Genomic DNA, 22160 nt, shown 5'->3' on the forward strand with positions numbered 1-22160 from the left:
ATAATTCATCATACAACAAGGATGATATGTCTGATAACGAGGCGTCAATGCGGAAGCAAGCGCGATTTTAGGCTCCGGTCAGAGGGCCGGATGTTGCTCCAGTCGATTGCGGAGTTTGGCAGTTTCCTGCTTTACGCGGCGGATTGCGTCGAGTTCCGTGACGGCCAGCAGGTTCTCGATCACCCGTCCCAGATGGTCACGCATGGCACGCCGCGCCTCGGTGGGATTACGATTCGTGAGGGCTTCGACGATCCGACGGTGGTCGTCCACGATAGGCTTCACGCCCGCTGAGCGCGATCGTTGCAGCATTTCGGCGCAGAGCGGGGAGCGGTTGCGTACATCCCACAGGGTCTCGACCACCAGCAGCATCGCCTGATTTTGCGTGGCCTCGGCAATGCGCAGATGGAATTCCCGGTCGGCGATCTCGTCGTGGATCTCGTGCTGGTTCTCTGCCGTCATCTTGTCGAGGATGGCGTTGAGCGCCTCAAGATCGGCTTCGGTGACAGCGGCTGCTGCCAAGGCAGCGCATTCGCCCTCGATCAGACGACGGGCCTCGGTCAGTTCGAATGCGCCGATGTTGAGATCGGCCGCCGCGCGCACTTCCACCGCATTGCCTGTGACGAATACGCCCGCACCGCGCCGGGTTTCCACCAGCCCCAGTATCTCCATTCCGATCATTGCCTCGCGCACCGTCAGTCGACTGACGTCGAAGCGGTCCACAAGCAGGCGTTCGGGTGGGAGGCGGTCTCCGGCACGGTAGACGCCTTGTGCGATTTCCGCCTGAAGTACGGCGATGATGGTCTGGTAAAGCTTTTTCGACGGGGGCTTCCCGGTCATCTGGCACATCCTTCTGCGGTCGCCCGCGACACGAAGGCTGTGGCAGCGTCCTTGTCAGACATGTACCGTCAAACATCATCGCCATCAACCCGGTGCGGTCGATCGCTATCCGGTCACGAAGCGGGAATTGGCGTAGACAGGGTCGCCCATCCCCCATTCTCCGATCGGGCGCAGACTGGCGTGCATCCCTTCATTGCGGATTTCGTCGCTCGGACGGGAATCGTTCCAGTCGGTGACGACCTGCCGACGCAGGATGCGCCATTCGCCGTCGCGGCGCTCCAGCCGGTCAAGATAGCGCCCCGCCATCACGAACATCGCGTTTTCGGGATCGAGGCCGCGCCCGGCCATCTGTCCGAAGTAGCGGCTGCCGAGAATTGTTTCGATCATGTCGGCGCGCACGCGGCAGGCGGAATAGAGGTAGCTCTCGGCTGTCGCGATGTCTCCGGCGATATCGATATGCACGTTGAGCAGGCAATGCGTGCCCATCGTGAAATAGCGCGTGATCTCGCCGATGATGAACGGCACGAATTCGCTCGCGCGACCGACGTAGATGCCGTGGATGTCCTCGCCATCGGGCCAGTACACGGTCTCCATCAGCGCGAGGTCCGCCCGGTCGAGCGCGCGGCAGTAGCGCGTGAGCACGTCGCCGACATCGCGCAGGGCGACGAGTTCGGCGAGGCGTTCGCGCGCCGTACTTGCGCCGCTCACGGCAGGTTTGCCCATACCGGATCGCCCGGGCCGCGCTCTCCGAGCGGGCGCAGCGTGGCGAACATGCCCTGGTCGAGAATCTCGTTCGACGGATGACTATCGTTCCAGTCCATGACGACCTTGCGGTGAAGGATGCGCCACTCGCCATCGCGCCGCTCGAACCGGTCGAGATAGCGGCCGCCGAAATAGAACGTGTGATGCGCCGGATCGAGCCCCTTGCCCGCATACATCTGCATGTAGCGGGAGCCGAAGATTTCGTCCGCCTTGTCCGCCCTGACCTTGTGATAGGCGAACAGGTAGGTTTCGGTCGCGGCGCGGTCCCCGGCGATCTCCATATGCACATTCATGAGCCCATGCATGGTGACTTCGAACCATTCCTGGATCTCGCGCACGATGAAGTCGGCGAACTCCGCTGCGTTGCCGTCGAACACGCCGTGGCTGTCGGTGCCGTCGGGCCAGTAGACGCTGCGCATGAGGTCCACGTCGCAACGGTCCAGAGCGCGCGAGTAGCGGGTGAGCACGGCATAGATGTCGCGTCGCGCGACGAGATCCTCGATATCGGCGTCGGTTACCATTGATCTCTCCTCTCCGGCCGTTGCGCTCGATGGGCGCCTGTCGCCTTGATGGAAGACTAGATGCAATGACATTAAAGACAATCGTGAATGTATTTAATGTGCGCTTGTGAGTGACCCCGGCCTCGACGAGCGAGAACTACATAATCTTACATCCTTTTACCGGCCCGTCCCGCCGGGCTCATGTAGCGTCCCGGCAGCAACGACGGAGAGAGACTCATGAAGTACCGTGTACTTGCGATCGCTATGGCCTGCGCAATGGCTATGGCTCCGGCGGTGGGTCAGGCGGCCAGCCCCACGACGACTGCGATGCGACCTGTCCCCGTCATCCGCTACAACACCACGACGATCGAGGGCGTGAAGGTGTTCTATCGCGAGGCCGGGCCTGCGGATGCCCCGGTCGTGCTGCTGCTGCACGGCTTTCCCACATCCTCGCACATGTTCCGCAATCTCATTCCGCTGCTGGCTGATCGCTACCATGTGATCGCGCCGGACTACCCCGGCTTCGGCCAGAGCGATGCGCCCGATCACGGCGCCTTCGCCTATACCTTCGCCCATTACGCCGATATCGTGGAAGCTCTCACGGTGAAGCTCGGCGCCCAGCGCTATGCGATGTACGTGATGGATTACGGCGCCCCGGTCGGATATCGTCTCGCGCTTAAGCACCCGGAGCGGGTGAGCGCGCTGATCGTCCAGAACGGCAACGCCTATACGGAGGGACTGCGGGAGTTCTGGGATCCGATCAAGGCCTACTGGGCGGATGGATCGCAGGCGAAGCGCGATGCGCTCAACGGGTTGGTCACGCTGGAGACCACCAAGTTCCAGTACACCGACGGCATGTCGGACCTCAGCCACATCAGCCCGGACAACTGGGTCGTCGATCAGGCGCTGCTGGACCGTCCGGGCAACCGCGACATCCAGCTCGACCTGTTCCACGATTACGGCAGCAACGTGCCGCTCTACCCGCAATTCCAGGAATTCTTCCGCAAGTACAAGCCGCCGACGCTGATCGTCTGGGGTAAGAACGACAAGATCTTCCCCGAGGCAGGGGCTCATCCCTACTTGCGCGATCTGCCCAAGGCAGAGATGCACATCCTGAACAGCGGCCACTTCGCGCTGGAGGATCAACTGGATGTCATGGCGCCGCTGATCCACGATTTCCTCGACCGACAGGTCAAGCGATAGGGGGCGGGCCGGGCTTTACATCGATTTACGGGCAGCAAGGCTTACCGGGCCATATGTTTCGGACGCCGCTTCAAGGAGGTTTCTGGTGACCGAGCCAGCGCTTTTCACGCCCACCGCCATCGGCGCGATCGAGGTCGCCAATAGGGTGGCGATGGCGCCACTGACCCGGTCACGGGCGGACATGGAAGGCGTGCATACGCCGCTGGCGGTAGAATACTATCGCCAGCGGGCCTCCTCCGGGCTCATCATCACCGAAGCCACCAACATCTCCCGACAGGGGCGCGGCTATGCGCTGACGCCGGGCATTTATACCGACGCGCATGTAGCGGCGTGGAGGCCGGTGACCGAGGCGGTGCATGCCGCCGGGGGCAAGATCGTCGTGCAACTCTGGCACGTCGGGCGGATGTCGCATGTCAGCCTGCAGGAGAATGGCGCGGCCCGGTCGCCCCATCGGCGATACAGGGCGGGGAAACCGTCTTCACGCTCGATGGCCCGCAGCCGCCTTCAATGCCGCGCGCGCTGGAAACCGGCGAAATTCCCGGGATCATCGAGGACTATCGCAACGCTGCCCGGAAAGCGCTGGAGGCCGGATTCGACGGGATCGAGGTTCACGCCGCCAACTGCTACCTGCTCGAACAATTCCTGCGCGACAGCACCAACAAGCGGACCGACCAGTACGGTGGATCGGTGGAGAACCGTGCGCGTCTGGCGATCGAGGTGGTGAGCGCTGTGTCGGAAATCTGGAGCACGGATCGCGTCGGCCTGCGGCTCTCGCCGCTCACCCAGTCGGCAGGCGCGGCCCCGCTCGACAGCGATCCGCAAGGAACTTACGGCTATCTGGGCGAAAAGCTCGGCAAGCTTGGGCTCGCGTACCTGCACTGCGTCGAAGGGCAGACCCGCGGCGCCAACGCCGCCGACGCATTCGACTTCAAGGCACTGCACGAGGCGTTCGGCGGGAAGTACATCGCGAACAACAGTTATGACCGGGATCTTGCGATCAGCGCTGTGGAGTCCGGTCATGCCGACATGATCGCATTCGGTCGCCCGTTCATCGGCAACCCCGATCTGGTCGAGCGCCTGCGCCGGAATGCCCTGCTGGTCGATGCTCCGCACGAAACGTACTATGGCGGCGGCGCCGAGGGCTACACCGACTTCAAGACCCTCGATGCCACGGCGGCTTGAGGGAAAACAAGGCCGAGGAGATCCCGATGGCGAAAGTTCTAGTGCTCTATTATTCGTCCTATGGACATATCGAAACGATGGCGAATGCCGTCGCCGCAGGTGCTCGATCCGCAGGCGCGCAGGTCGATGTCAAGCGGGTGCCGGAAACGGTGCCGCTCGACGTTGCGCAGGGTGCCTATTTCAAGCTCGACCAGGACGCTCCTGTCGCAGCCATCGCCGATCTTGCCGACTATGATGCGATCATCGTCGGCACGGGCACCCGCTTCGGCCGCATGTCGAGCCAGATGGCGGCGTTTCTCGATCAGGGCGGCGGCCTCTGGGCGCGCGGTGCGCTGAACGGCAAGGTCGGCGGGGCTTTCACCTCGACCGGTAGCCAGCATGGGGGACAGGAAACGACGCTGTTCTCGATCATCACCAACCTGCTGCACTTCGGCATGGTCGTCGTCGGGCTGGACTACGGCTTCGCAGGCCAAATGGGCGTGGACATCGTTCGCGGCGGTGCGCCTTATGGTGCGACCACCATCGCCGGGGCGGACGGTAGCCGTCAACCGGGTGAGGAAGAACTCGCCGGGGCACACTATCAGGGCAAGCGCATCGCCGAGGTGGCGATGAAGCTTCACCCACCGGCCGGGGCATCCGACGCGCTCGACGATGCACTGAGCGACAGCTTCCCTGCCAGCGATCCGGCCTCGATCACCGAGCCCTGATCTCTTCCGAACTTGTCGAACTGCGCGTCCGGTCGCTGCCTCAGGGCTCCGACTGGGCGCGCAGCTCCGCGACATCCTTAGCCGTAAGCGCTGAACCCTTGGCTCCGAACCGCGCCGTCACGTAGTTGGCGACGGCGGCGACCTCTGCATCGGTGTAGGCGCGGCGGAATGAAGGCATGGACAAGCCCGGCGCAGGCCGCTCGATGCCGCTCAGGACGGCCAGCGCGACGTTGGCGGCCGAGATGTCGTTGACCGAGCGCGCGCCGATCAGTGTCGCCTCGGGCGTGAGCAGGCTGTTGCCCGACCAGCCATGGCAGCTTACGCAGGCGCCTTGGAACACCTGCTTGCCCCGCGCGTCCGAAGTGCCAGTCATCTTGCGGTGGGAGTCCGATGCGGCTTCCGCCTTGGGCGCAGGCAGGTCCGGCGTGCGGACGGACGGGATCGTGCGCAGGTACGTCACCATCGCCCTGATATCGGATTCCGCCATACGGCTGAGGCTGACCTCCACCACTTCGGCCATGGGACCACCCGCACCGCCCCGGCCGACCGTGTGCCCGGTCTTGAGGTATTCGACGATCTGATCGTCCGTCCACGCGCCTATGCCGGAATCCCGGTCCTGCGTGATGTTGTAGGCATTCCAGCCGTCGACTACGAAACCTGCGAACTTGTTACGGTTATCCAGCGCCTGCCCGAGATTGCGGGGCGTGTGGCAGTCCCCGCAGTGCGCGAGCGCCTCGGTCACGTAGGCTCCGCGGTTCCATTCCGGAGAACGGTCGGGATACGGCCGGAAGCGCTTGTCAGGGTTATAGAAGAACGACCAGAACGCCATCAGCGAGCGCTGGTTGAACGGGAACTTCATGGCGTTTGCCGGCGTCTCGGCGCGCACCGGCGGGAGGCTGAACAGGTAGGCCCGGATCGCCTTCACGTCGTCGTCAGTCAGCAGCGAATAGGACTCGTAGGGAAAGGCTGGATAGAGCCGCGTGCCGTCCTTCGCGATGCCCTGATGCACCGCACGCACGAAGTCCGCGTCGGTCCAGGTGCCGATGCCGGTTTCCTTGTCCGCAGTGATGTTCGGAGAATAGAGCGTGCCGAAAGGCGTGCGGAATGCGCGACCACCGGCATAGGGGGTGCCGCCGGTGGTAGTGTGGCACGCGGCGCAGTCGGCAGCCTCGGTGATGTACTTACCCCGTTCGACGAGGCTGGCATTGCGCAGCTGTGCTGGCACGCCAACGGGGCTCGGTCCTCCGTATTCTGCCAGGGAGACGTTCCTGCCCCCGACGAAGCTGAACGGCCCCGGCGGCAGCATATGCCACGTGAGCGGCGCGCCGATCACGACCGCAGCGGCGGCACCGACACCGAGGATGATCTTCCAGCGCCGGGTCATGGCCGCGCCTCCTTCGCGATCAGAGCGCGTTCTGCGGGCATCCTGCGCAGCGGCACGCCGGTGGCATCGTAGATCGCGTTGCGCAGCGCAGCAACGGAGGCGGTGGTGCCGGTCTCGCCAAGCCCTCCAGGAAGCTCGGCGCTGGGAATGATGTGAACCTCGATCGGCGGGGTCTGGTCGATCCGCAAGGCGCGGTAGTCGTGGAAGTTGGACTGTTCGACGCGGCCGTTCTTCAGCGTGATCTCACCATATAGACCCGCCGTCAGGCCGTAGATCAGGCCGCCCTGCATTTGCGCGATCACGGAGTTGGGATTGACCACCACACCGGTGTCCACGCAGGTGATGACCCGACGCAACTTGATCTCGCCATAGTCGTCCACTTCGCATTCGACCACGGTGGCGATGAAGCTCCCGAAGGAGTTCTGGACGGCCACCCCACGGCCACACCCGGGCGGCAGCATTGTTCCCCAGCCCGATTTCTCGCGCGCGAGGTCGAGCGCGGCCAGAGCGCGCGGCGCCTTGCCGAGATGTGCACGGCGGAACTCGATGGAATCGACCTTCTCCCGCCGCGCCAGTTCCTCGATGAAGCTTTCGATGGCGTAGACGTTGTTGTTGGGGCCAACGCCGCGCCACCATCCGGTATGGACGCCGGGAGGCTCCTCCTGCACGAATTCGACGCGCATGTTGGGAATGTCGTAAGGCATGTCGTGCGCGCTTTCTACGCCATCGACATCCACGCCGTCCTTGAAGACCACGGGCGCGAAGCGGGCGGTGATCGCAGACCCCGCGACCTTGTGCTTCCATGCCGTGATCTTTCCGTTCTGCACGCGCGCGGAAAGCGTGTCGTGATAGCATGGGCGGAAGTAGTCGTGCCGCACGTCCTCCTCGCGCGTCCAGACGACCTTGACCGGCCCTTCCACTTCCCTCCCGATCCGCGCGGCATATCCTGCCATGTCGGGTTCGAGCTTGCGCCCGAAACCGCCGCCGATGAGGTGCTGGTTGATGTGGACCTTCTCGCGCGGGATGCCGGCGACCTTGGCAACGGTATCCCGCACCCGGGTCATCACCTGCGTACCGATCCAGATCTCGGCCTCTCCGGGGCGCATATGCACCGTGCAGTTGATCGGCTCCATGCAGGTATGGGCGAGGAAAGGCATCTCGTACTCGGCGGTGAATACGTCACCGTCCTCGAAGGCCTTGGCAACATCGCCGTCGTTGCGGGCCACGCCGCCGTCACGCTTGCTGGCGTTGCGCAGCCGGTCCCAGATCATCGCGGTATCGACCCTGGCGTTCGAGCCCTCGTCCCATCGAATGTCGAGCGCGTCGAGCCCACGCTTGGCCGCCCACATGTGATCGCCGACGACCGCAACAACGTCGTCGAGCACCACGACCTGCCGCACGCCGGGAATGTCCTTGATGCCGCTGCGATCGACATTGACAACGCGACCGCCGAGCACGGGACTGATCCGCAGCGTCGCGAACTTTACGCCCGGCGGCATGGCGTCGATGCCGTATATGACTTTCCCGTCGGTCTTCGGCGGCGTGTCGAGGCGGTGCAGCGGCTTGCCGATCAGGCTGAAGGTGTCCCGTGTCTTGAGCACCGGGTCTTCGGGCACGGAAAGTCCTGCCGCGCGGTCGATCAGGCTGGCGTAAGGCAGGCGTCGCCCGGAGGCGTCGTGGATGACAACACCCTTCTCGGTGCGCAGGCTCGATGCCGTGACGCCAAGCTTACCCGCCGCCGCTGCGACGAGGCAGGCCCGCGCCCCCGCCCCGGCCTTGCGCAGAGGCATCCAGAACGCACGGACCGACGTGGAGCCGCCGGTGATCTGTTCCTGCAGGAGCGGATTGGCGTAAAGTGCCTTGTCCTCTGGCGCGTGCTCGACCTTCACGCTTGCCCAGTCCGCGTCGAGTTCTTCGGCAAGGACCATCGCCAGCGCCGTGTAGATGCCCTGTCCCATCTCGACCTGTGGGATGATGAGCGTCACGCTGCCGTCGCGAGCGATCCGGATGAAGCCGTTGCGCGCCAGCGTTGCACCTTCGGCCTCGCTGCGGCCCGAGAGCGGGAGTTGCAGCGCCACCACGAGCGCGCCACCGGTGGCGAGCGCCAGAACCCCGCGCCGGGTGACGCGTGCGGCTTGTCCGATCGTGTCAGGTTGCGCGGCCATGTCAGACGCCCGCCGCTGCATGCTTGATCGCCTCGCGGATGCGCACGTAAGTGCCGCAGCGGCAGATATTGCCGGCCAGAGCGGCGTCGATGTCGCTGTCGTCCGGGTGTGGAATGTCCCTGAGCAATGCCGCCGCCGCCATGATCTGTCCGGACTGGCAATAGCCGCACTGGATGACTTCCAGGTCCAGCCAGGCCTTCTGGACGCGGGCGCCGTCAGGCTCCTCCCCGATGGCTTCGATGGTGGTGATGGCGCGAGATCCCACCGTGCCGACCGGCAGGACGCAGGAGCGTACCGGACGACCATCCATGTGGACAGTGCAGGCGCCGCACTGGGCGATGCCGCAACCGTACTTCGTCCCAGTCAGGCCGAGCACGTCGCGCAGCACCCAGAGCAGTGGCATGTCGGGTGGAACGTCAGCCTGCCGCGCTTCCCCGTTTATGGTCAGTGCAATCATCGCGAGACCTCGAACCTGCACGGCTCGCCGGCCACCCGGACACCCTTGTCTGTAGCCCCGCTTGCCTGCACGCCGAGTTTAGTCCTTATGTGTCCAAGAGCGAGGTTAAACTTCGTGAATCGCCGTAAATCCGGCGACGTAGGGCCTATCTGCGCTCGCCCGTCACCTCGCCGAGAGAAGTTTCTGATAGTGGTGGAGCATCTTGCCACCCTCCTCCGAGTGCGAGGAACAACCTCACCTGAAGATCAGAGACCCGCGCGGTCGCCTCGGCCAGCGCCGCGTCCGCCTGGATCAGCGTGCGCTCGGCGTCGAGGGTGTCGATGAACTGGCCGACGCCGCCCCGGTAGAGCCGTTCCGTATTGCGGGCCGCGACAGCGGCCTCCTGCCGCGCGTCCCGAAGGCTGCGCTCGGTATCGAGTTGCCGGGCCAGCGCGGATAGCGAGGTCTCCGTTTCCCGCAACGCCGTGAGAACAGTGCCGTCGAACAGGGCAAGCCGCTCACGCGCAAGCGCGTTCGATTCCGCGATGCCGGCGCGCGCGGCGCGGGTGTTGGGGAACGTCCATTGCACCAGCGGCCCGAGGCCCCAACGAAAGGCGCGGTCGCGCACGATGTCGCTGCTCCGCGTCGCGACGATGCCCACCTGGCCGCCGAGCGTGATGGAGGGATAGAGCGCGCTCGTCGCGACCCCGATCCGCGCGACCGACGCGGCCAGGCGCCGCTCAGCCTGCCGGACATCGGGACGGCGGGCCAGCAGCGAGGCCCCGTCGCCGACGGGGATCGGATCGCGGATCGCGGGAGGCACCGCGCATTGCGCAACAGCCACGGGGAACGCTTCGGGCGGATCGCCGACAAGCGTTGCCAAGAAGTAGAGGCCGGCCCTCTGCCTCGCGACATAGACCGGAAGGCTCGCCTCGGTCTGCGCCAGCAGCGCCTTTGCGCGCACCACATCGTTGATGCCCGCTATCCCGCCCCTGAACCGGCGCTGCGTCACCGAGACGATGTTGCGGGCAAGGGTTATGGAGCGGTTGGTGACCGCGATCTGGTTGCCTGCCGCGCAGACCGCTGCATAGGCCCCCGTCACCGAGGCTGCGACGTTCACGCGGGTGAGATCGAGCGCTGCATGGGCCACCTCGACATCCGCCGTACCAGCCTCGATCCCGCGCTTGATGCGTCCGAACAGGTCGAAGTCGTAGGAGACCGACTGACCCCAAGCGAAGACAGGGCCGGGATCGAGCGCGCTCGACGCGCCGACCTGATCGGCCGAGGCCTGTCCGTAAGTCGTGCTGGCGGACAACCCGGTCTGGACAGTGCGTTCGACCTCGATGGCGCGGAGGCCCGCCTCGGCGGCTTCCAGGCTGGCCAGCGCGGCGCGCAGATCGGTATTGCGCCGCATCGCCTTGTCCACCAGCCCGTCGAGTTCCGGCGCTTCGTAGAGACGCCACCACTGCGCCGGTGGCTCTGCGGTCAGATACTCGGGCGCGGCGGCTTCCAGCAGTGACGGTGCAGTGGCAGGCGACGTCAGGGTCGCCGGAGGACGGTAATCCGGGCCGGAAGAGCACGATGCCGCCAGTCCCAGCACCGCAAGCGCGGTGTGGCGCGCCTTCATCGCCCGGACGCCGGTGCCGCAGGCGGAGCGAGCGAAGCCTTCTTGGCGGGCTTATCCGTCGGATGCGTGGTCGGCAGCACGATAACGCTGGCGGTGCGTCCGGCAACCAGCCTCATGCCTTTTGGCACCTTGTCGATCACTAGTCGCACCGGCACCCGCTGGGCGAGCCGGATCCACGAGAACGTCGGATTCACGTTCGGCAGCGTTCCGGCGCGGGCGGTATCCTCGCGGTCGGTGATGCCTGCAGCCATACTGACGACGTGCCCGTAGAGTGGCCGCGTATCGCCCAGCAGCACGATCCGCGCGCGGTCTCCGGTGTGGATGCGGTGGAGCTTGTTCTCCTCGAAATAGCCCAGCACGTAGTAGCTGGACGTATCCAGCAATGCGAAACGTGCGGCGCCACTCGTCACGTAGTCGCCCGGTCGCATTGTGAGCCCGGTGACGTAGCCGTCCACCCGGGCGCGCACGTCGGAGCGGTCGAAGTTTATCCGGGCGACGCGGCGATCGGCCTGCGCCTGCCGCAGCGCCGCGCGGGCGACGTCGGCGGCGGTGACGTGCTGGTCGCGCTCCTCGCGGCTGACAAGATCGCCCAGCGCGATGTAGCGCCCTTGTTCACGCGCGGCATTGGCCAGTGTCGCCTGCGCCCTTGCAACGGCAGCGTCTGCCTGTTCGAGTTGGGCTGCGAAGCGCTCCTTGTCTACCACGAAGAGCACCGTCCCGGTCTTCACGAACTGGTTATCGTGGACCAGGATCTGCGTGACGAGGCCGGAAACGTCGGACGCGACTTCCACGCTGTCCGCGCGGATCTTGCCGTCGCGCGTCCATGGGTCGTTCTCATAGCGCCGCCACAGGTAGATAAGCGCGATCACCGCCGCGCCGAGGAAGAGCAGCGTCAGCACGACGCGCCCGATGTCTGTCGCCACGCGCGTCATGTGGAGATGCCCACGAAGGGCAGCCAGCCCGCCGCCGCCAGAAGGATGCAGAAGATCGAGACCTCCACCAAGGGCCTGTTCCAGGTCAGTCGATAGAAGCCGATGCGCACCAGCAGCATCGACAGCAATGTGGTCCCGATCAGCGCCAGCACGCAGGCGGCGACGATCGGGGAGAACAGGACGCCGCCGATGAGCAGTTCGTTGTTCATGCCGCCTGCCCATCCTGCGAAAATGCGGGCGGCGCGGTGAGCGACAGGCGCAGGCCCACCAGTCCGGCGAGCATCTGCGTCCGCGCGGGGCCGGGAGGCTCGGCGAGTGCGGCGCGGCAGGCTACCTCAACCTGCCCCAGCAACTGCTCGCGTCCCGGCTCCGGCTGCCCTTCGCACAGCGCGGCGAAACCGGCGCGGACGGTCCTCGCCGCTGCGGCGGTATCGTCGGAGACAGCGCTTTCCCGCAGGCGCATCCGCAGCAGGTTTGCGGCCGTGCGGAAGGTGTCGACGAGGTCAGCGCGATGGAGCGGATCGGCGGCTGGCAGCGCATCGACTATGCCATAGTAAAGTGCCATGCGGTCCACGCTGAGCGACAGGAACCGGTCGCGATCAGGGACGCGGCGGTTGCGCGCGATGTCGATAAGGTCTTGGCGCAGGCCGATTTCCAGCCTGCGCGCATGGAAGCGGTCGCGATCGAACCGGCACAGGTGGAGCGCGGCAGCGGCGATGAAACAGCCTGCCAGCGATCCGAACAGCAGTTCCAGCGTAACGTTGGGATCGGCCGTATAGGCGCTCTGCAGGCCGAGGAACGCGAAGCCATTAGCCAACATCAGCACCCCTGCCGGGGACATGGCGGCAAGCAGCCCCAGCGGAAACAGCACGACCAGAAGAACACCTAGCAGTACCTGAAAGGCCGTGACCCGTGGCAGAACGAGGAACTGGTAGACCAGAGCCATCACCGAAGTGCCCGTGATCCACACGGTAATGCCGTTGGCCGCCTGCAGCGCTCCGGGCGTGCCGATCACGAAGCCGAGCGAGATGAACACGAAGACCATCGCCGCGATGCTCGCGGTCCAGGTCGTAGAGTACCACAGCGCCGCGCAGAGCGTGAGCGCCAGCGCAAGCGGCACCATGTCGATCAGGCCGAGCAGGAAGTCGGTGCTGCGGATCGGCTTCGCCTGCTTCGCGGCAATCGCAAGAAGCCGTGGCAGCGCCTTGCCGGTCGCAACGGCGTGAAGCGTCTGCTCCATTCGGCTCCAGTGCTCGACGAGATCGACGAGGCGCAGCAACGTCACCGCGCGGACGAGCGTGTCGTCGTCCTGCGCCAGCGCCATGTGCGTCTCGAAGGCGGCTAGGCGTTCGGACAGCGCCTCTCCCCGCGTCGCATGCTCAAGGATCGCCGGATCGTCGAGGGCATGGCGGTCGAGCAGCCAGTCGCGTGTTTCCTGGACGAGCGCTTCGAACGCCTCTGCGCCGTGGGAACTGCACCGCGCTGCATCGACCCATATGTTGGCCGAGCCGAAATGGGCTATCAGGTGCCCGATGGTCAGCCGGATCAGCCGCATCTCCCGCCTGCCCGGCGGACGCGGGACGATATCGTAGGGAAGCTGCACCGCGAGACCGTCCAGCGGGACAAGCAGGCCCGCCAGCTTGTGCAGGCCGAGACGCCGTTCCTGCCGCGCCGCGGTGGCGGCGGATGCATCGGGGGCGAGAGCGGCCCCGGCCCATTCGCTTGCACGGTCGCGCCAGTCGGTCATGGTCCGCACGAAAGCGGGCATAGCGCTACGCGGCGCAATCGCGCTGTCGACCAGCCCGACCATCAGGATGGCCAGCGCGATCTCGGCCATGCGGGTCATCGCGAAAGCGAAGATCGTTCCCGGCACGGGCGCCTGCGTGATCGCGATGACGGCGATGGTGAGCGGCGCCGAGAACCAGGTGTAGCTCGTCGGCGTGCGGTCGATGGTCTTGGGATAGTAGGTGACAAGGATCATAATGATCGAGGCGATGAGGAGCGCGCCGACATTGCTGGCGAAGGCCATGCCCAGCAGGATGGAAATCACCCCGCCGACGAGCGTGCCAACCAGCCTGAACACTGCCTTGGACCGGATCGCCCCCGCTTCCGGCTGGCCGACCAGCACATAGACTGTGAGCGCCGACCAGTAGGGGTTTTCCAGATGCTGGCTGAACCCGATCAGCAGACAGAGCGAAGCCGCCAGCGCCGCCTTGGCCGAGAACAGGACGTCATGGCCCGTAGGGATGCGGAGCGCACACCATGTGCCCCGGACGCTGAGCGGCGGTGCTGGTGCGGCGGCTGCCATGGCGTCAGGCCCTGACGGCGAGGTCGGTGCAGTCCGCCACTACCGGCGCAGGGCGCGCACCCCCCGGCGGCAGCATGGGCTGGCTACTCGATGCCGAACTTGGACCGCATGGCGAGCATCTGCTGACGCTCGCGGGAGGTCGCGGCAAGCCTCTGGGCCCGGCTGACCCGCCGCGTCAGGGCAGCGGCACGCCAGGCGCTGAGCGCTACGGCATACTCGGCAATCCTGAGGTCAATCTCATCCCCGACGATATCGCTTCCGAGGTCGTCCGGATCGGAGAGAGACAGTCGCGTGGCCATGGTCTTGTTCGAGCCCCGAAACGTTCCGGCTCCCACTGAACCGGAACAGAGCGGGAAGCTATCACGGCACTGCGCTCCACCGAGGTTAATTGAGGTAAAACCGCATGTCCCTCATATAAATGCGCAGTCCGGTCAGGCCCGTTCGCCGCTGACCTTGGCCGATCCGAACATGCCCATCTTGCACTTTCCGGAGACCGAGTCGCCGTCAAATGTCAGGTCGTACTTGAGGGTGATCTTCATCGGCTTCTCGACCTTCATCTCGAACTTCAACTGGTTGCCCGAGAGCACCCCGCCCGCGAAGTCCTGCCGGCCTTCCGGCGCTTCCAGATAGCCGCAGACCGCAGTCCCTTCGCAGTCGAAGTGCGCGACCATCGCCTGCGGCCCCATCGGCGTCTTGAGCACCATGTTCCAGTCGCCTTCGATGCCGGATGCGCCAACTGGGGCCGCCATCTCCTCCGGAGCGACTTCCTCCACGACCGGCTCGGGCGTCACCCCCTCCAGATGCGCTCGCGTACCGGACACGTCGCGCCGCTCGATCACGTCGAGGATGCGCGCCGGGGTGAGCGGCAGCACCAGTTCGTCGATCTCTCCGAAAGGGCTGAGCGCATCGGCAATGGCGTTCACCAGTGTCGGCGGGCCGATGATGCAGCCCCCCTCGCCCACCCCACGCATCCCGCCGATGGTCTGCGACGGCGTGCTGGCGTGCAGGTACTCGAAATCCGGCACGTCGGAGATCGTCGGCATCCTGTAGTCCTTGAACGTCGCCGCCAGCGGATTGCCGCGCGCGTCGTAAGGCATGTCCTCCAGCAGCACCTGCCCGATGGCCTGCGCCAGCCCGCCCGCGATCTGCCCTTCGACGACGCCGGGGTTGATAACGGTGCCGCAGTCCTCCGAACTGATCCAGCGCAGGATCTTCACGAAGCCGGTCTCGGCGTCGACTTCCACCATGCAGCAGTGAGCGGCGCTGGTCATCGTCATCGGCGGCGGCTGGTAACGGAACTGCGCCTCCAGCCCGGTCGCCGCGCCTTCCGGCAGGCGACCGGGCTCCCCGTAGGCGATCTCGGCGACCTCGCGCAGCGAGCGGGACATTTCCGGCGCGCCCGCGATGTGGACCATGCCGCCTTCGATGACCACGGCATCGACGCTGGCGTTGGAGAGGTGCGCGGCGACCAGCTTCACCTTGTCCGCCAGCAGTTGCGCCGCCTTCCACGTCGCGCCCCCGGCGATGACGCCCTGACGGCTGCCCGCCGCACCCGGAGAGAACGCGCCGATGGCGCTGTCGCCTTCGTAGACCGCCACGTCCTCGTAAGGCACGCCCAATTGCTCCGCGATGACCTGCGCCATCGTCGTCGCGGTGCCGTGGCCCTGCGAATGGGTGGAGAGCATGGCGACCACCTTGCCGGTCGGCTCGATGCGCAGATGCACCGTCTCGCCCGTCATCGGCGCCATGGAGCCTGCCGCGCCGGTCGGCTCGATATAGGTGGCGACGCCGATGCCGAGGTAGCGACCCTGCTTGCGCGCCTCGACCTGCTCGCGCCGGAACGCGGCGAAATCGACATTGGCGACCAGCCTTTCCAGGCACTCGCCGGGCGTGATGTCCTCCACCGGGATGCCGAGTGTGGAGGTGTGCGGCTGGTCGGTCAGGTAGACGAGGTTGCGGCGGCGCAGTTCGATCGGATCAATGCCGATCCGGCGCGCGGCCTTGTCCAGCAGCGTCTCGCGCACCAGCGATTCCATCGCCCACGGCCCGCGATAGGCGCCGAGGCCCATCGTGTTCGTGTACCACCCGCGCGTCACGAAGCCGTAGGCGGGCAGCTTGTAGCAGGGCCACATGAACATGTGGACGGCGATGTTGGCGTCCTCGCCCATGGGCCAGGCACCGTTGTTGCAGGCATAGTCGCACCACGCCGCCTGCAGCCGCGCCTCGGCATCGAAGCCCACCGTCAGCGTCACGTCCTGATCGCGCGCGTGGCTGGAGGCGGTCAGCGCCTCGAAGCGATCCTCGATCCACTTGAGCGGACGGCGCAGCAGTTTTGCCGCGGCGATGACCGCCAGTTCCTCCTTCCACGGGATGTTCTTGAGGCCGAAGCCGCCGCCCACATCCTTCGCGATCACGCGGATCGCCTCCTGCGGCAGCCCGAGCACCAGCGCGATGTAACGCGCGGCAAGGTGCGGGCTCTGGCAGCCGATCCACACCGTCATCTCGTTCTCTCCTTCCGGAGAGACGGCGCAGGCGCGCGCTTCCATCGGGGACTGGGCGATGCGCTGGTGGCGGATGCGCGTGGTGACGACATGGGCGCTGGCATCGAGCACCGGCTGGATCGCGTCGCGCGTGTCCTCGTCGCCCATTTCCGCCGCCACGTTGTCGTCGCGCTCGGGGTGGACGAGCGGGCCGACTTTCGCATCGGCGATGGTGACGACGGGCTTTTCCTCCTCGATCGCGACTTCGACCAGCGATGCCGCGTCTTCCGCCAGCGCACGGCTCTCGGCGACAACCATGGCGATGGGCTCCCCCACGCAGGCGACGCGACCGTCGGCAAGCAGCGTCACCGGGGCCTCCACCGGCGTGAAGAAGAAGGTCTGGAAGTTCACCGGAACGGCGCAAAGGTCGGCCTGCGTGTAGATCGCATGGACGCCCGGCATCTCGCGCGCGGCCTTGATGTCGATGGACAGGATTCGCCCGCGCGCCACCTGCGACCGGACGTAGGCGACGTGGAGCATCCCCGGCACGCGCACGTCGTCGGTGAACTGGCCCCGCCCGGTGAGCAGGCGCCCGTCCTCCTTGCGCGGGGTTCTGGCCCCGACATAGCGCGCAGCACCGACGCTCTTCGCGTGAACGTTCATCGCGCCGTCTCCGACAATTGGCGGATCGCGCGGCGGATGCCTTGATAGCCGGTGCAGCGGCAGATGTGGCCGGACATCGCCCTGGTCAGCGCCTCCTCCATCGCCGCGCCTTCCACGCCCGCATTGTCGCGCGTAACGGTGGCGAGGGTGATCGCGACGCCCGGCGTGCAGAAACCGCACTGGAGGCCGAAGTTGTCCTTGAGCGCCTGCTGCACCGGATGGAGCGTGCCGTCCGGCGCGGCGAGGCCCTCCACCGTCGTCACCTCGGCACCGTCCGCCTGCACCGCCAGCATCAGGCACGATCGCATGGCCACCCCATCGACCATGACCGTGCAGGCACCGCAGACCCCATGTTCGCAGGCGAGGTGCGTGCCGGTATAGCCCAGCGCGTCGCGCAGGAATTCGCCCAGCCCGGTGCGCGCTTCCACCCTTGCCGAATGGCGCAGGCCGTTGACGGTGAGGTCGATGCGATGCTCGCTCATGCCGCGCTCCTGAGGTCCAGCGTCTCGGCCAGAGCACGGGCGAAGATGCGCGCGCCTATGGTGCGGCGGTATTCCGCGCTGGCGTGATGGTCGTCGAACGGGGCGGTGTCGGCCACCGCGGCGCGTGCCACGGCTTGCGGGTCGATGCGGTCGAGCGCGGTGCCCAGCAGCGCCGCTTCCGCCTGCCGCGCCCGGATCGGCGTCGCCCCCATGCCGAACCACGCGATCCCGGCCCGCGTCACCGTGCCGCCCTCCAGCACCAGCGCCCCGACCATGCCGACGAGCGCGAAGTCTCCCGGCCGCTGCGCCACTTCCCGGAACAGGACGAGGTGGCCGTCCGGCCAGTCCGGATAGACGATGCCCGTCACCAGTTCGTCCGTCTCCAGCACCGTCATGTACGGGCCGAGGTAGAAGGCATCCGCCGCGACCGTGCGGGTGCCGCGCACCGATGCGATCTCGATCCGCGCGCCCAGCGCCACGGCGGTCGCGGGCATCTCGGCCGCCGGCTCCCCCAGCGCCACGGAACCGCCGATGGTCCCGCGGTTGCGCGTCTGGTAATGCCCGACATGGCCGAGCGCGGTGACGAAGGCAGGCAGATGCCGCGCCAGCGTTGCGTCCTTCAGCGCATCCGCCTGCCGCGTCGCCGGACCGATCCGGGTGCCGCCCTCGACCTGCGAGACACCTTTCAGATCGGCGATGCCGTTGATGTCGACGAGAATGAACGGCTGGCTCATCCGCAGGTTCAGCAGCGGCATCAGCGTCTGCCCGCCCGCGATGATCGTCGCGCCGCCGCCCGCTTCGGCAAGGGTGCGGCACGCCTCCTCGATGCCGGAGGGGCGCACATAATCGAACGGCGCGGGCTTCACGAGCCGATCCCCCGATGGCCCGCTTCGTAGGCGGCAGCGGCGGTGACGACCAGCAGGATCGGCACGACCAGCATCGCCGTGGTTCCCACCGACGCCAGCATGTACCCGGCGACGAGCGCCAGCACCACGGCCGATACCCAGCCCCACAGCATCACCGGCCCCGCCTGAACCGGCGCGGCGGCCATGATCGGCGGCACAGAGGCAGCCGCAGTGGCCGTCGTGGCGGTAGATGGCGCCGGCGCACTTCCGCCGACGACTTCCCCGAACCTGCCGAAGAACTTGCCCGCAAGGTTCTTCGCGGTCGCATCGATGATCGGCCCGCCCAGTTGCGCCATGCGCCCCCCGACTTCCGCGTCCACCTCGTAGGCGACCAGCGTGCCGCCGCCCTCCACGTCGGACAGGCGCACCTTTGCCCCACCCTTGGCCGAACCCGCGATGCCGCCGTTGCCCGATCCGGTGATCGTATAGCCGTTCGGCGCGTCGAGATCGGACAGCTGGACATTGCCCTTGAACCGCGCGCCGATGGGTCCGATCTTCACTTCCGCCACGGCTAGGAAACCGTCGTCCCCTTCCCGCTCAAGGCTCTGGCAGCCGGGAATGCACTGGGCCAGCACCGCGGGATCGTTGAGCGCCTCCCAGACCTTCGGCCTCGGCGCGGCGATGCGCTGCTCGCCCGTCATCTGCATTGCGGTGTCTCCCAGCCTTTCGTTTCAAGGATTGAACGCCGGGACAGTCCGCGATGCAAGTATTTATGAGCGACTATGGATCTTATGTTCCGCCCGATACCGCCCCGGCGTTGCCCTTCCCCTCGCCCAGACGCGCCGGACTGCTAGCGTGCGCGCCAAGGAGAGGAACATGCTGGAGTACGAGACGCTGGCGAGCGGGGTGTACCTTGAGGGCCTCGCGGTCGATCACGCGCGCGACGTCATCTGGTACAGCGACGTCTTGGGCGGCGGGGTCCATGGCGTCCTGCCCGACGGCGCCCCAGTGGCCGTGCTCGATCCCGAACGCATGTGGACCGGCGGCATCCTCATCAACGAAGACGGCGCGGTGCTCTCCAGCGGTCAGGGCGGAGTGCGCTGGAACCGCCCGGACACCGGCACGTCGGGCTGGCTGATCGACACGCTCGACGGCGAGCCGGTCAACGGCATCAACGAGATGTGGCCCGATGGCGAAGGCGGCATGTTCTTCGGCACTCTCGACATCGAGCACGTCATCGCCGCGAAACCGGCGCGGCCCACGGCGATCTGGCGGCTGACCCGCGATGGCCGCACGATCCGCCTGGCCGACGGACTACGTTTCACCAACGGGCTTGGCTACAACCCCCGCCTCGCGCAGTTCTACTGCTCCGAGACATTCGGGCAGGGACTGGCGTGGAGCGTCACGCCCGACCTCACGCTGACCGACCGCCGCGTCCTGCTCGACCGCAACGATTGCGACGGCCTTGCCATCGACACCGAGGATGCGATCTGGATTCCCGGCGTCTATTCGCCCGGCATCATCCACCGCGTGACGCCGGACGGCGTGGAACTACCACCCCTGCCCACCCCGCCGGGCGCGACGACGCAAGTGCGCTTCGGCGGCGCGGACGGGCGCGACATCTACATCACCCTCGTTCCCGCCGATGCCGGGGAGAGCCTGCGCACCGGGCGGCCGCTCTCGGGCACCTCGACTCTCCAGCGCGGCCGCTCGCCGGTGCCCGGAGTGAAGATCGCGCCGACGCGGTTCGACCTTACATGACAATCGAAGAGCATGGAGAAAGCATGACCACCGGAACCGTCGTCATCACCGGAGCCGCTGGCGGCATGGGCCGCCCCGCCGCCCACCGCTTCGCCGCGCAGGGCAGGGCGCTGCTGCTGTGCGACCTCGACGCCGCACGGCTTGAGGCGCTGGCAGAGGAACTGCGCCCCGCAGCCGGAACCGTGACGGTGCTCGCCGCCGACATCGCCGCGCCGGACTTTGCCGAGCAGGCCATTGCCGCGCTGGACGGAGCGGGGATCGGCGCCCTGATCCATACGGCGGGCCTCTCGCCCACGATGAGCGACGGCGCGCGCATATTCGCGGTGAACTATGACGCGACCGAGCGGCTCGTCGCCGGGCTCCTGCCGCACTTTACCGAGGGCGGCTGCGCGGTGCTGATCTCGTCCGTCTCGGCCTACATGCTCGGCGATCCGGCCCTGCTGGCCTCGATCCGCGACTTCGTGACCACCGGCTCGCGCGACGGTATCGCCGGGTACATGGACCATCCGGGCATGGCCTATGCCATCTCCAAGCGGGCGGTCATCGGTATCGTCGAGCGCGACGCCCCGGCCTTCGGTGCGAAGGGACTGCGCATCGCCTCGATCGCGCCGGGCTTCATCGACACCCCGATGGGCCGTGCCGAAGCGGAGGCGAATGAGCAGCTGCGCGGCCTGATCGGCATGGTCCCGCAGCGCCGCATGGGCCACGGCGATGAGATCGCCTCCGTCGCCGAATTCCTGTGCTCGCCCGACGCGTCCTATGTCAGCGGGGTGGATATCCGGGTCGACGGCGGGATCATCGGCCTCCTCAACGCGAAAGGCAGCGGGCAGTGAGCGACCTTGCAGCCACCGTGGCATACCTGAAGGACCGCCAGGACATCCTCGACTGTATCGTGCGCGAATGCCGCGCGCGGGATCGGCAGGATGCGGAGCAGATCGCCTCGTGCTGGTGGGAGGACGGCGTGGACGAACACGGCGCGGTCGTGACCTTCGCGCCCGACTATCCCCATCGCGCCAACGCCGGGCACCGCGCCGCCTTCCAGGCCACCAGCCACAACATCACCAACCACTTGTGCGACATCGACGGCGACACCGCCAATTGCGAGACTTACGTGGTCGGCGGGCTGTTCTGGAAGGATTCCGGCCACACCTCCATCGCGTTCGGCCGCTACCTCGACCGGCTGGAGAAACGGGGCGGCGAATGGCGCATTGCCGTGCGCCGCTGCACCATCGAGATGACGGCGGACGCCGATCCGAACTGGGTCTTCTCTGATGCGGTGAAGGGCTTCCTCAAGCACCAGTGGAGCCGGGAGGATCCGTCCTACGAGCGACCGATTACGTGGAAGCCGAAGGAGGAAGGGGTGCGGTGGTAAAGCGCACCCTGCCGCCGGGGCTTCGACAAGCTCAGCCTGAGCGGCCTTTGGCGGTATTCTCTCAAATCCGCTCAGGCTGAGCTTGTCGAAGCCCCCGGGCCATCAGCCAGCGATCTTGGTTCCGACTCCCGCTCCACCACCGTAGCGATGCGAAAGGACGCGCGGTCGAACAGGTTCGCCTCGTCCGCGACGATTTCGTCCGGCATCAGGCTGGTGGTGATGTAGCCAAGCGTGGCGCGCCAGACCTTTTCGTCATCGAACCACAGTTCGGTGATGACGTCCGGCCCATCGGTGAAAGCGCCGGTCTCCGGGTGCGGCTGCGGATCGATGTAGCGCCGGATATAGCGGCTCACCCCTCGCGAGTATTTCTCCGCCAGCGGCGCATGGCGCGTCTCGTAATAGTCGCGGAACGCCTCGACCGAGATGTCCGGCCGCCGCTTCATGAACAGCAGGATCTTGTACGCCATCGCCGCCTCCCCCTCTTGTCGGGACGAGAGGTAGCACGGCGACCGAG

General features: G+C 66.5%; 20 protein-coding genes and 2 pseudogenes. 6 read left to right on the forward strand and 16 right to left on the reverse strand.

Annotation, left to right across the window (positions count from 1 at the left end):
• Positions 1 to 78: 78 nt before the first annotated feature.
• The 3 genes from LO787_RS07825 to LO787_RS07835 all read right to left on the reverse strand — a co-directional run bounded on the left by LO787_RS07825 (position 79) and on the right by LO787_RS07835 (position 2120).
• On the reverse strand, positions 79 to 837 hold the full coding sequence (locus LO787_RS07825) for a FadR/GntR family transcriptional regulator (protein ID WP_232495283.1): 759 nt from the start codon (positions 835 to 837) through the stop codon (positions 79 to 81).
• 105 nt (positions 838 to 942) lie between these two features.
• Complete coding sequence (locus tag LO787_RS07830; RefSeq protein ID WP_232495284.1) at positions 943 to 1560, reverse strand: nuclear transport factor 2 family protein; 618 nt, start codon at positions 1558 to 1560, stop codon at positions 943 to 945.
• Positions 1542 to 2120 carry a nuclear transport factor 2 family protein gene (locus LO787_RS07835; RefSeq protein ID WP_232495285.1) on the reverse strand — a complete coding sequence of 193 codons (579 nt, stop codon included), beginning with the start codon at positions 2118 to 2120 and terminating at the stop codon, positions 1542 to 1544. The genes LO787_RS07830 and LO787_RS07835 overlap by 19 nt, the downstream gene beginning before the upstream one ends.
• A 216-nt stretch (positions 2121 to 2336) precedes the next feature.
• Between LO787_RS07835 and LO787_RS07840 the strand changes: the two genes are divergently transcribed.
• From LO787_RS07840 to wrbA, 3 genes and pseudogenes are all read left to right on the forward strand, one after another.
• Positions 2337 to 3302, forward strand: a complete 966-nt coding sequence (locus tag LO787_RS07840) for an alpha/beta fold hydrolase (RefSeq protein ID WP_232495286.1) — start codon at positions 2337 to 2339, stop codon at positions 3300 to 3302.
• A gap of 151 nt (positions 3303 to 3453) precedes the next feature.
• Positions 3454 to 4484 (forward strand): annotated as a pseudogene (locus LO787_RS07845) (alkene reductase).
• Between the two features lie 26 nt (positions 4485 to 4510).
• Positions 4511 to 5104 (forward strand): annotated as a pseudogene (gene wrbA, locus LO787_RS07850) (NAD(P)H:quinone oxidoreductase); the annotation flags it as partial.
• Positions 5105 to 5231: 127 nt separating this feature from the next.
• On the opposite strand, the gene LO787_RS07855 reads toward wrbA, so the two are convergent.
• The 12 genes from LO787_RS07855 to LO787_RS07910 form a co-directional block, all read right to left on the reverse strand.
• Positions 5232 to 6575 carry a cytochrome c gene (locus LO787_RS07855; RefSeq protein ID WP_232495287.1) on the reverse strand — a complete coding sequence of 448 codons (1344 nt, stop codon included), beginning with the start codon at positions 6573 to 6575 and terminating at the stop codon, positions 5232 to 5234.
• Complete coding sequence (locus tag LO787_RS07860; protein WP_232495288.1) at positions 6572 to 8740, reverse strand: xanthine dehydrogenase family protein molybdopterin-binding subunit; 2169 nt, start codon at positions 8738 to 8740, stop codon at positions 6572 to 6574. The genes LO787_RS07855 and LO787_RS07860 overlap by 4 nt, the downstream gene beginning before the upstream one ends.
• Position 8741: 1 nt before the next feature.
• Complete coding sequence (locus LO787_RS07865) at positions 8742 to 9143, reverse strand: (2Fe-2S)-binding protein (protein ID WP_276574173.1); 402 nt, start codon at positions 9141 to 9143, stop codon at positions 8742 to 8744.
• A gap of 199 nt (positions 9144 to 9342) precedes the next feature.
• Positions 9343 to 10803 carry an efflux transporter outer membrane subunit gene (locus tag LO787_RS07870; RefSeq protein ID WP_232495290.1) on the reverse strand — a complete coding sequence of 487 codons (1461 nt, stop codon included), beginning with the start codon at positions 10801 to 10803 and terminating at the stop codon, positions 9343 to 9345.
• Complete coding sequence (locus LO787_RS07875; protein ID WP_420847793.1) at positions 10800 to 11735, reverse strand: efflux RND transporter periplasmic adaptor subunit; 936 nt, start codon at positions 11733 to 11735, stop codon at positions 10800 to 10802. The genes LO787_RS07870 and LO787_RS07875 overlap by 4 nt, the downstream gene beginning before the upstream one ends.
• On the reverse strand, positions 11732 to 11944 hold the full coding sequence (locus tag LO787_RS07880) for a DUF1656 domain-containing protein (protein WP_232495292.1): 213 nt from the start codon (positions 11942 to 11944) through the stop codon (positions 11732 to 11734). Before LO787_RS07880 ends, LO787_RS07875 begins: the two co-directional genes overlap by 4 nt.
• On the reverse strand, positions 11941 to 14043 hold the full coding sequence (locus LO787_RS07885) for an FUSC family protein (RefSeq protein WP_232495293.1): 2103 nt from the start codon (positions 14041 to 14043) through the stop codon (positions 11941 to 11943). Before LO787_RS07885 ends, LO787_RS07880 begins: the two co-directional genes overlap by 4 nt.
• Before the next feature lie 83 nt (positions 14044 to 14126).
• Positions 14127 to 14342 (reverse strand): hypothetical protein, encoded by a 216-nt coding sequence (locus tag LO787_RS07890; protein WP_232495294.1) that lies wholly within the window; start codon positions 14340 to 14342, stop codon positions 14127 to 14129.
• A gap of 132 nt (positions 14343 to 14474) precedes the next feature.
• Positions 14475 to 17186 (reverse strand): xanthine dehydrogenase family protein molybdopterin-binding subunit, encoded by a 2712-nt coding sequence (locus LO787_RS07895; protein WP_232495295.1) that lies wholly within the window; start codon positions 17184 to 17186, stop codon positions 14475 to 14477.
• Entirely contained in the window at positions 17183 to 17668 is a 486-nt protein-coding gene (locus LO787_RS07900; protein WP_232495296.1) for a (2Fe-2S)-binding protein, read from the reverse strand. Before LO787_RS07900 ends, LO787_RS07895 begins: the two co-directional genes overlap by 4 nt.
• A complete protein-coding gene (locus LO787_RS07905) occupies positions 17665 to 18534 on the reverse strand; it encodes an FAD binding domain-containing protein (protein ID WP_232495297.1) in 870 nt (289 codons plus the stop codon). Before LO787_RS07905 ends, LO787_RS07900 begins: the two co-directional genes overlap by 4 nt.
• Positions 18531 to 19220, reverse strand: a complete 690-nt coding sequence (locus LO787_RS07910) for an SRPBCC family protein (RefSeq protein WP_232495298.1) — start codon at positions 19218 to 19220, stop codon at positions 18531 to 18533. Before LO787_RS07910 ends, LO787_RS07905 begins: the two co-directional genes overlap by 4 nt.
• Positions 19221 to 19389: 169 nt before the next feature.
• Between LO787_RS07910 and LO787_RS07915 the strand changes: the two genes are divergently transcribed.
• The 3 genes from LO787_RS07915 to LO787_RS07925 are packed head-to-tail and all read left to right on the forward strand — an operon-like array spanning position 19390 to position 21646.
• Positions 19390 to 20274, forward strand: a complete 885-nt coding sequence (locus LO787_RS07915) for an SMP-30/gluconolactonase/LRE family protein (RefSeq protein WP_232495299.1) — start codon at positions 19390 to 19392, stop codon at positions 20272 to 20274.
• A gap of 23 nt (positions 20275 to 20297) precedes the next feature.
• Entirely contained in the window at positions 20298 to 21107 is an 810-nt protein-coding gene (locus LO787_RS07920; RefSeq protein ID WP_232495300.1) for an SDR family NAD(P)-dependent oxidoreductase, read from the forward strand.
• On the forward strand, positions 21104 to 21646 hold the full coding sequence (locus LO787_RS07925; protein WP_232495301.1) for a nuclear transport factor 2 family protein: 543 nt from the start codon (positions 21104 to 21106) through the stop codon (positions 21644 to 21646). The genes LO787_RS07920 and LO787_RS07925 overlap by 4 nt, the downstream gene beginning before the upstream one ends.
• 71 nt (positions 21647 to 21717) lie before the next feature.
• Here the strand turns inward: LO787_RS07925 and LO787_RS07930 are convergent, their stop codons facing one another.
• Positions 21718 to 22113: an EthD domain-containing protein gene (locus LO787_RS07930; protein ID WP_232495302.1), complete on the reverse strand. Its 396-nt coding sequence runs from the start codon at positions 22111 to 22113 to the stop codon at positions 21718 to 21720.
• Positions 22114 to 22160: the final 47 nt, after the last annotated feature.

This window comes from Novosphingobium kaempferiae (genome assembly GCF_021227995.1).
GTDB classification, from domain to species: Bacteria; Pseudomonadota; Alphaproteobacteria; order Sphingomonadales; family Sphingomonadaceae; genus Novosphingobium; species Novosphingobium kaempferiae.

Coding starts and splice junctions, on each gene's coding strand:
- LO787_RS07865 (WP_276574173.1), bottom strand. CDS start 9,143: ATGCCACTGCTCTGGGTGCTGCGCGACGTGCTCGGCCTGACTGGGACG.
- LO787_RS07920 (WP_232495300.1), top strand. CDS start 20,298: ATGACCACCGGAACCGTCGTCATCACCGGAGCCGCTGGCGGCATGGGC.
- LO787_RS07825 (WP_232495283.1), bottom strand. CDS start 837: ATGACCGGGAAGCCCCCGTCGAAAAAGCTTTACCAGACCATCATCGCC.
- LO787_RS07840 (WP_232495286.1), top strand. CDS start 2,337: ATGAAGTACCGTGTACTTGCGATCGCTATGGCCTGCGCAATGGCTATG.
- LO787_RS07860 (WP_232495288.1), bottom strand. CDS start 8,740: ATGGCCGCGCAACCTGACACGATCGGACAAGCCGCACGCGTCACCCGG.
- LO787_RS07915 (WP_232495299.1), top strand. CDS start 19,390: ATGCTGGAGTACGAGACGCTGGCGAGCGGGGTGTACCTTGAGGGCCTC.
- LO787_RS07910 (WP_232495298.1), bottom strand. CDS start 19,220: ATGCAGATGACGGGCGAGCAGCGCATCGCCGCGCCGAGGCCGAAGGTC.
- LO787_RS07900 (WP_232495296.1), bottom strand. CDS start 17,668: ATGAGCGAGCATCGCATCGACCTCACCGTCAACGGCCTGCGCCATTCG.
- LO787_RS07895 (WP_232495295.1), bottom strand. CDS start 17,186: ATGAACGTTCACGCGAAGAGCGTCGGTGCTGCGCGCTATGTCGGGGCC.
- LO787_RS07835 (WP_232495285.1), bottom strand. CDS start 2,120: ATGGTAACCGACGCCGATATCGAGGATCTCGTCGCGCGACGCGACATC.
- LO787_RS07870 (WP_232495290.1), bottom strand. CDS start 10,803: ATGAAGGCGCGCCACACCGCGCTTGCGGTGCTGGGACTGGCGGCATCG.
- LO787_RS07880 (WP_232495292.1), bottom strand. CDS start 11,944: ATGAACAACGAACTGCTCATCGGCGGCGTCCTGTTCTCCCCGATCGTC.
- LO787_RS07890 (WP_232495294.1), bottom strand. CDS start 14,342: ATGGCCACGCGACTGTCTCTCTCCGATCCGGACGACCTCGGAAGCGAT.
- LO787_RS07885 (WP_232495293.1), bottom strand. CDS start 14,043: ATGGCAGCCGCCGCACCAGCACCGCCGCTCAGCGTCCGGGGCACATGG.
- LO787_RS07855 (WP_232495287.1), bottom strand. CDS start 6,575: ATGACCCGGCGCTGGAAGATCATCCTCGGTGTCGGTGCCGCCGCTGCG.
- LO787_RS07930 (WP_232495302.1), bottom strand. CDS start 22,113: ATGGCGTACAAGATCCTGCTGTTCATGAAGCGGCGGCCGGACATCTCG.
- LO787_RS07875 (WP_420847793.1), bottom strand. CDS start 11,735: ATGACGCGCGTGGCGACAGACATCGGGCGCGTCGTGCTGACGCTGCTC.
- LO787_RS07830 (WP_232495284.1), bottom strand. CDS start 1,560: ATGGGCAAACCTGCCGTGAGCGGCGCAAGTACGGCGCGCGAACGCCTC.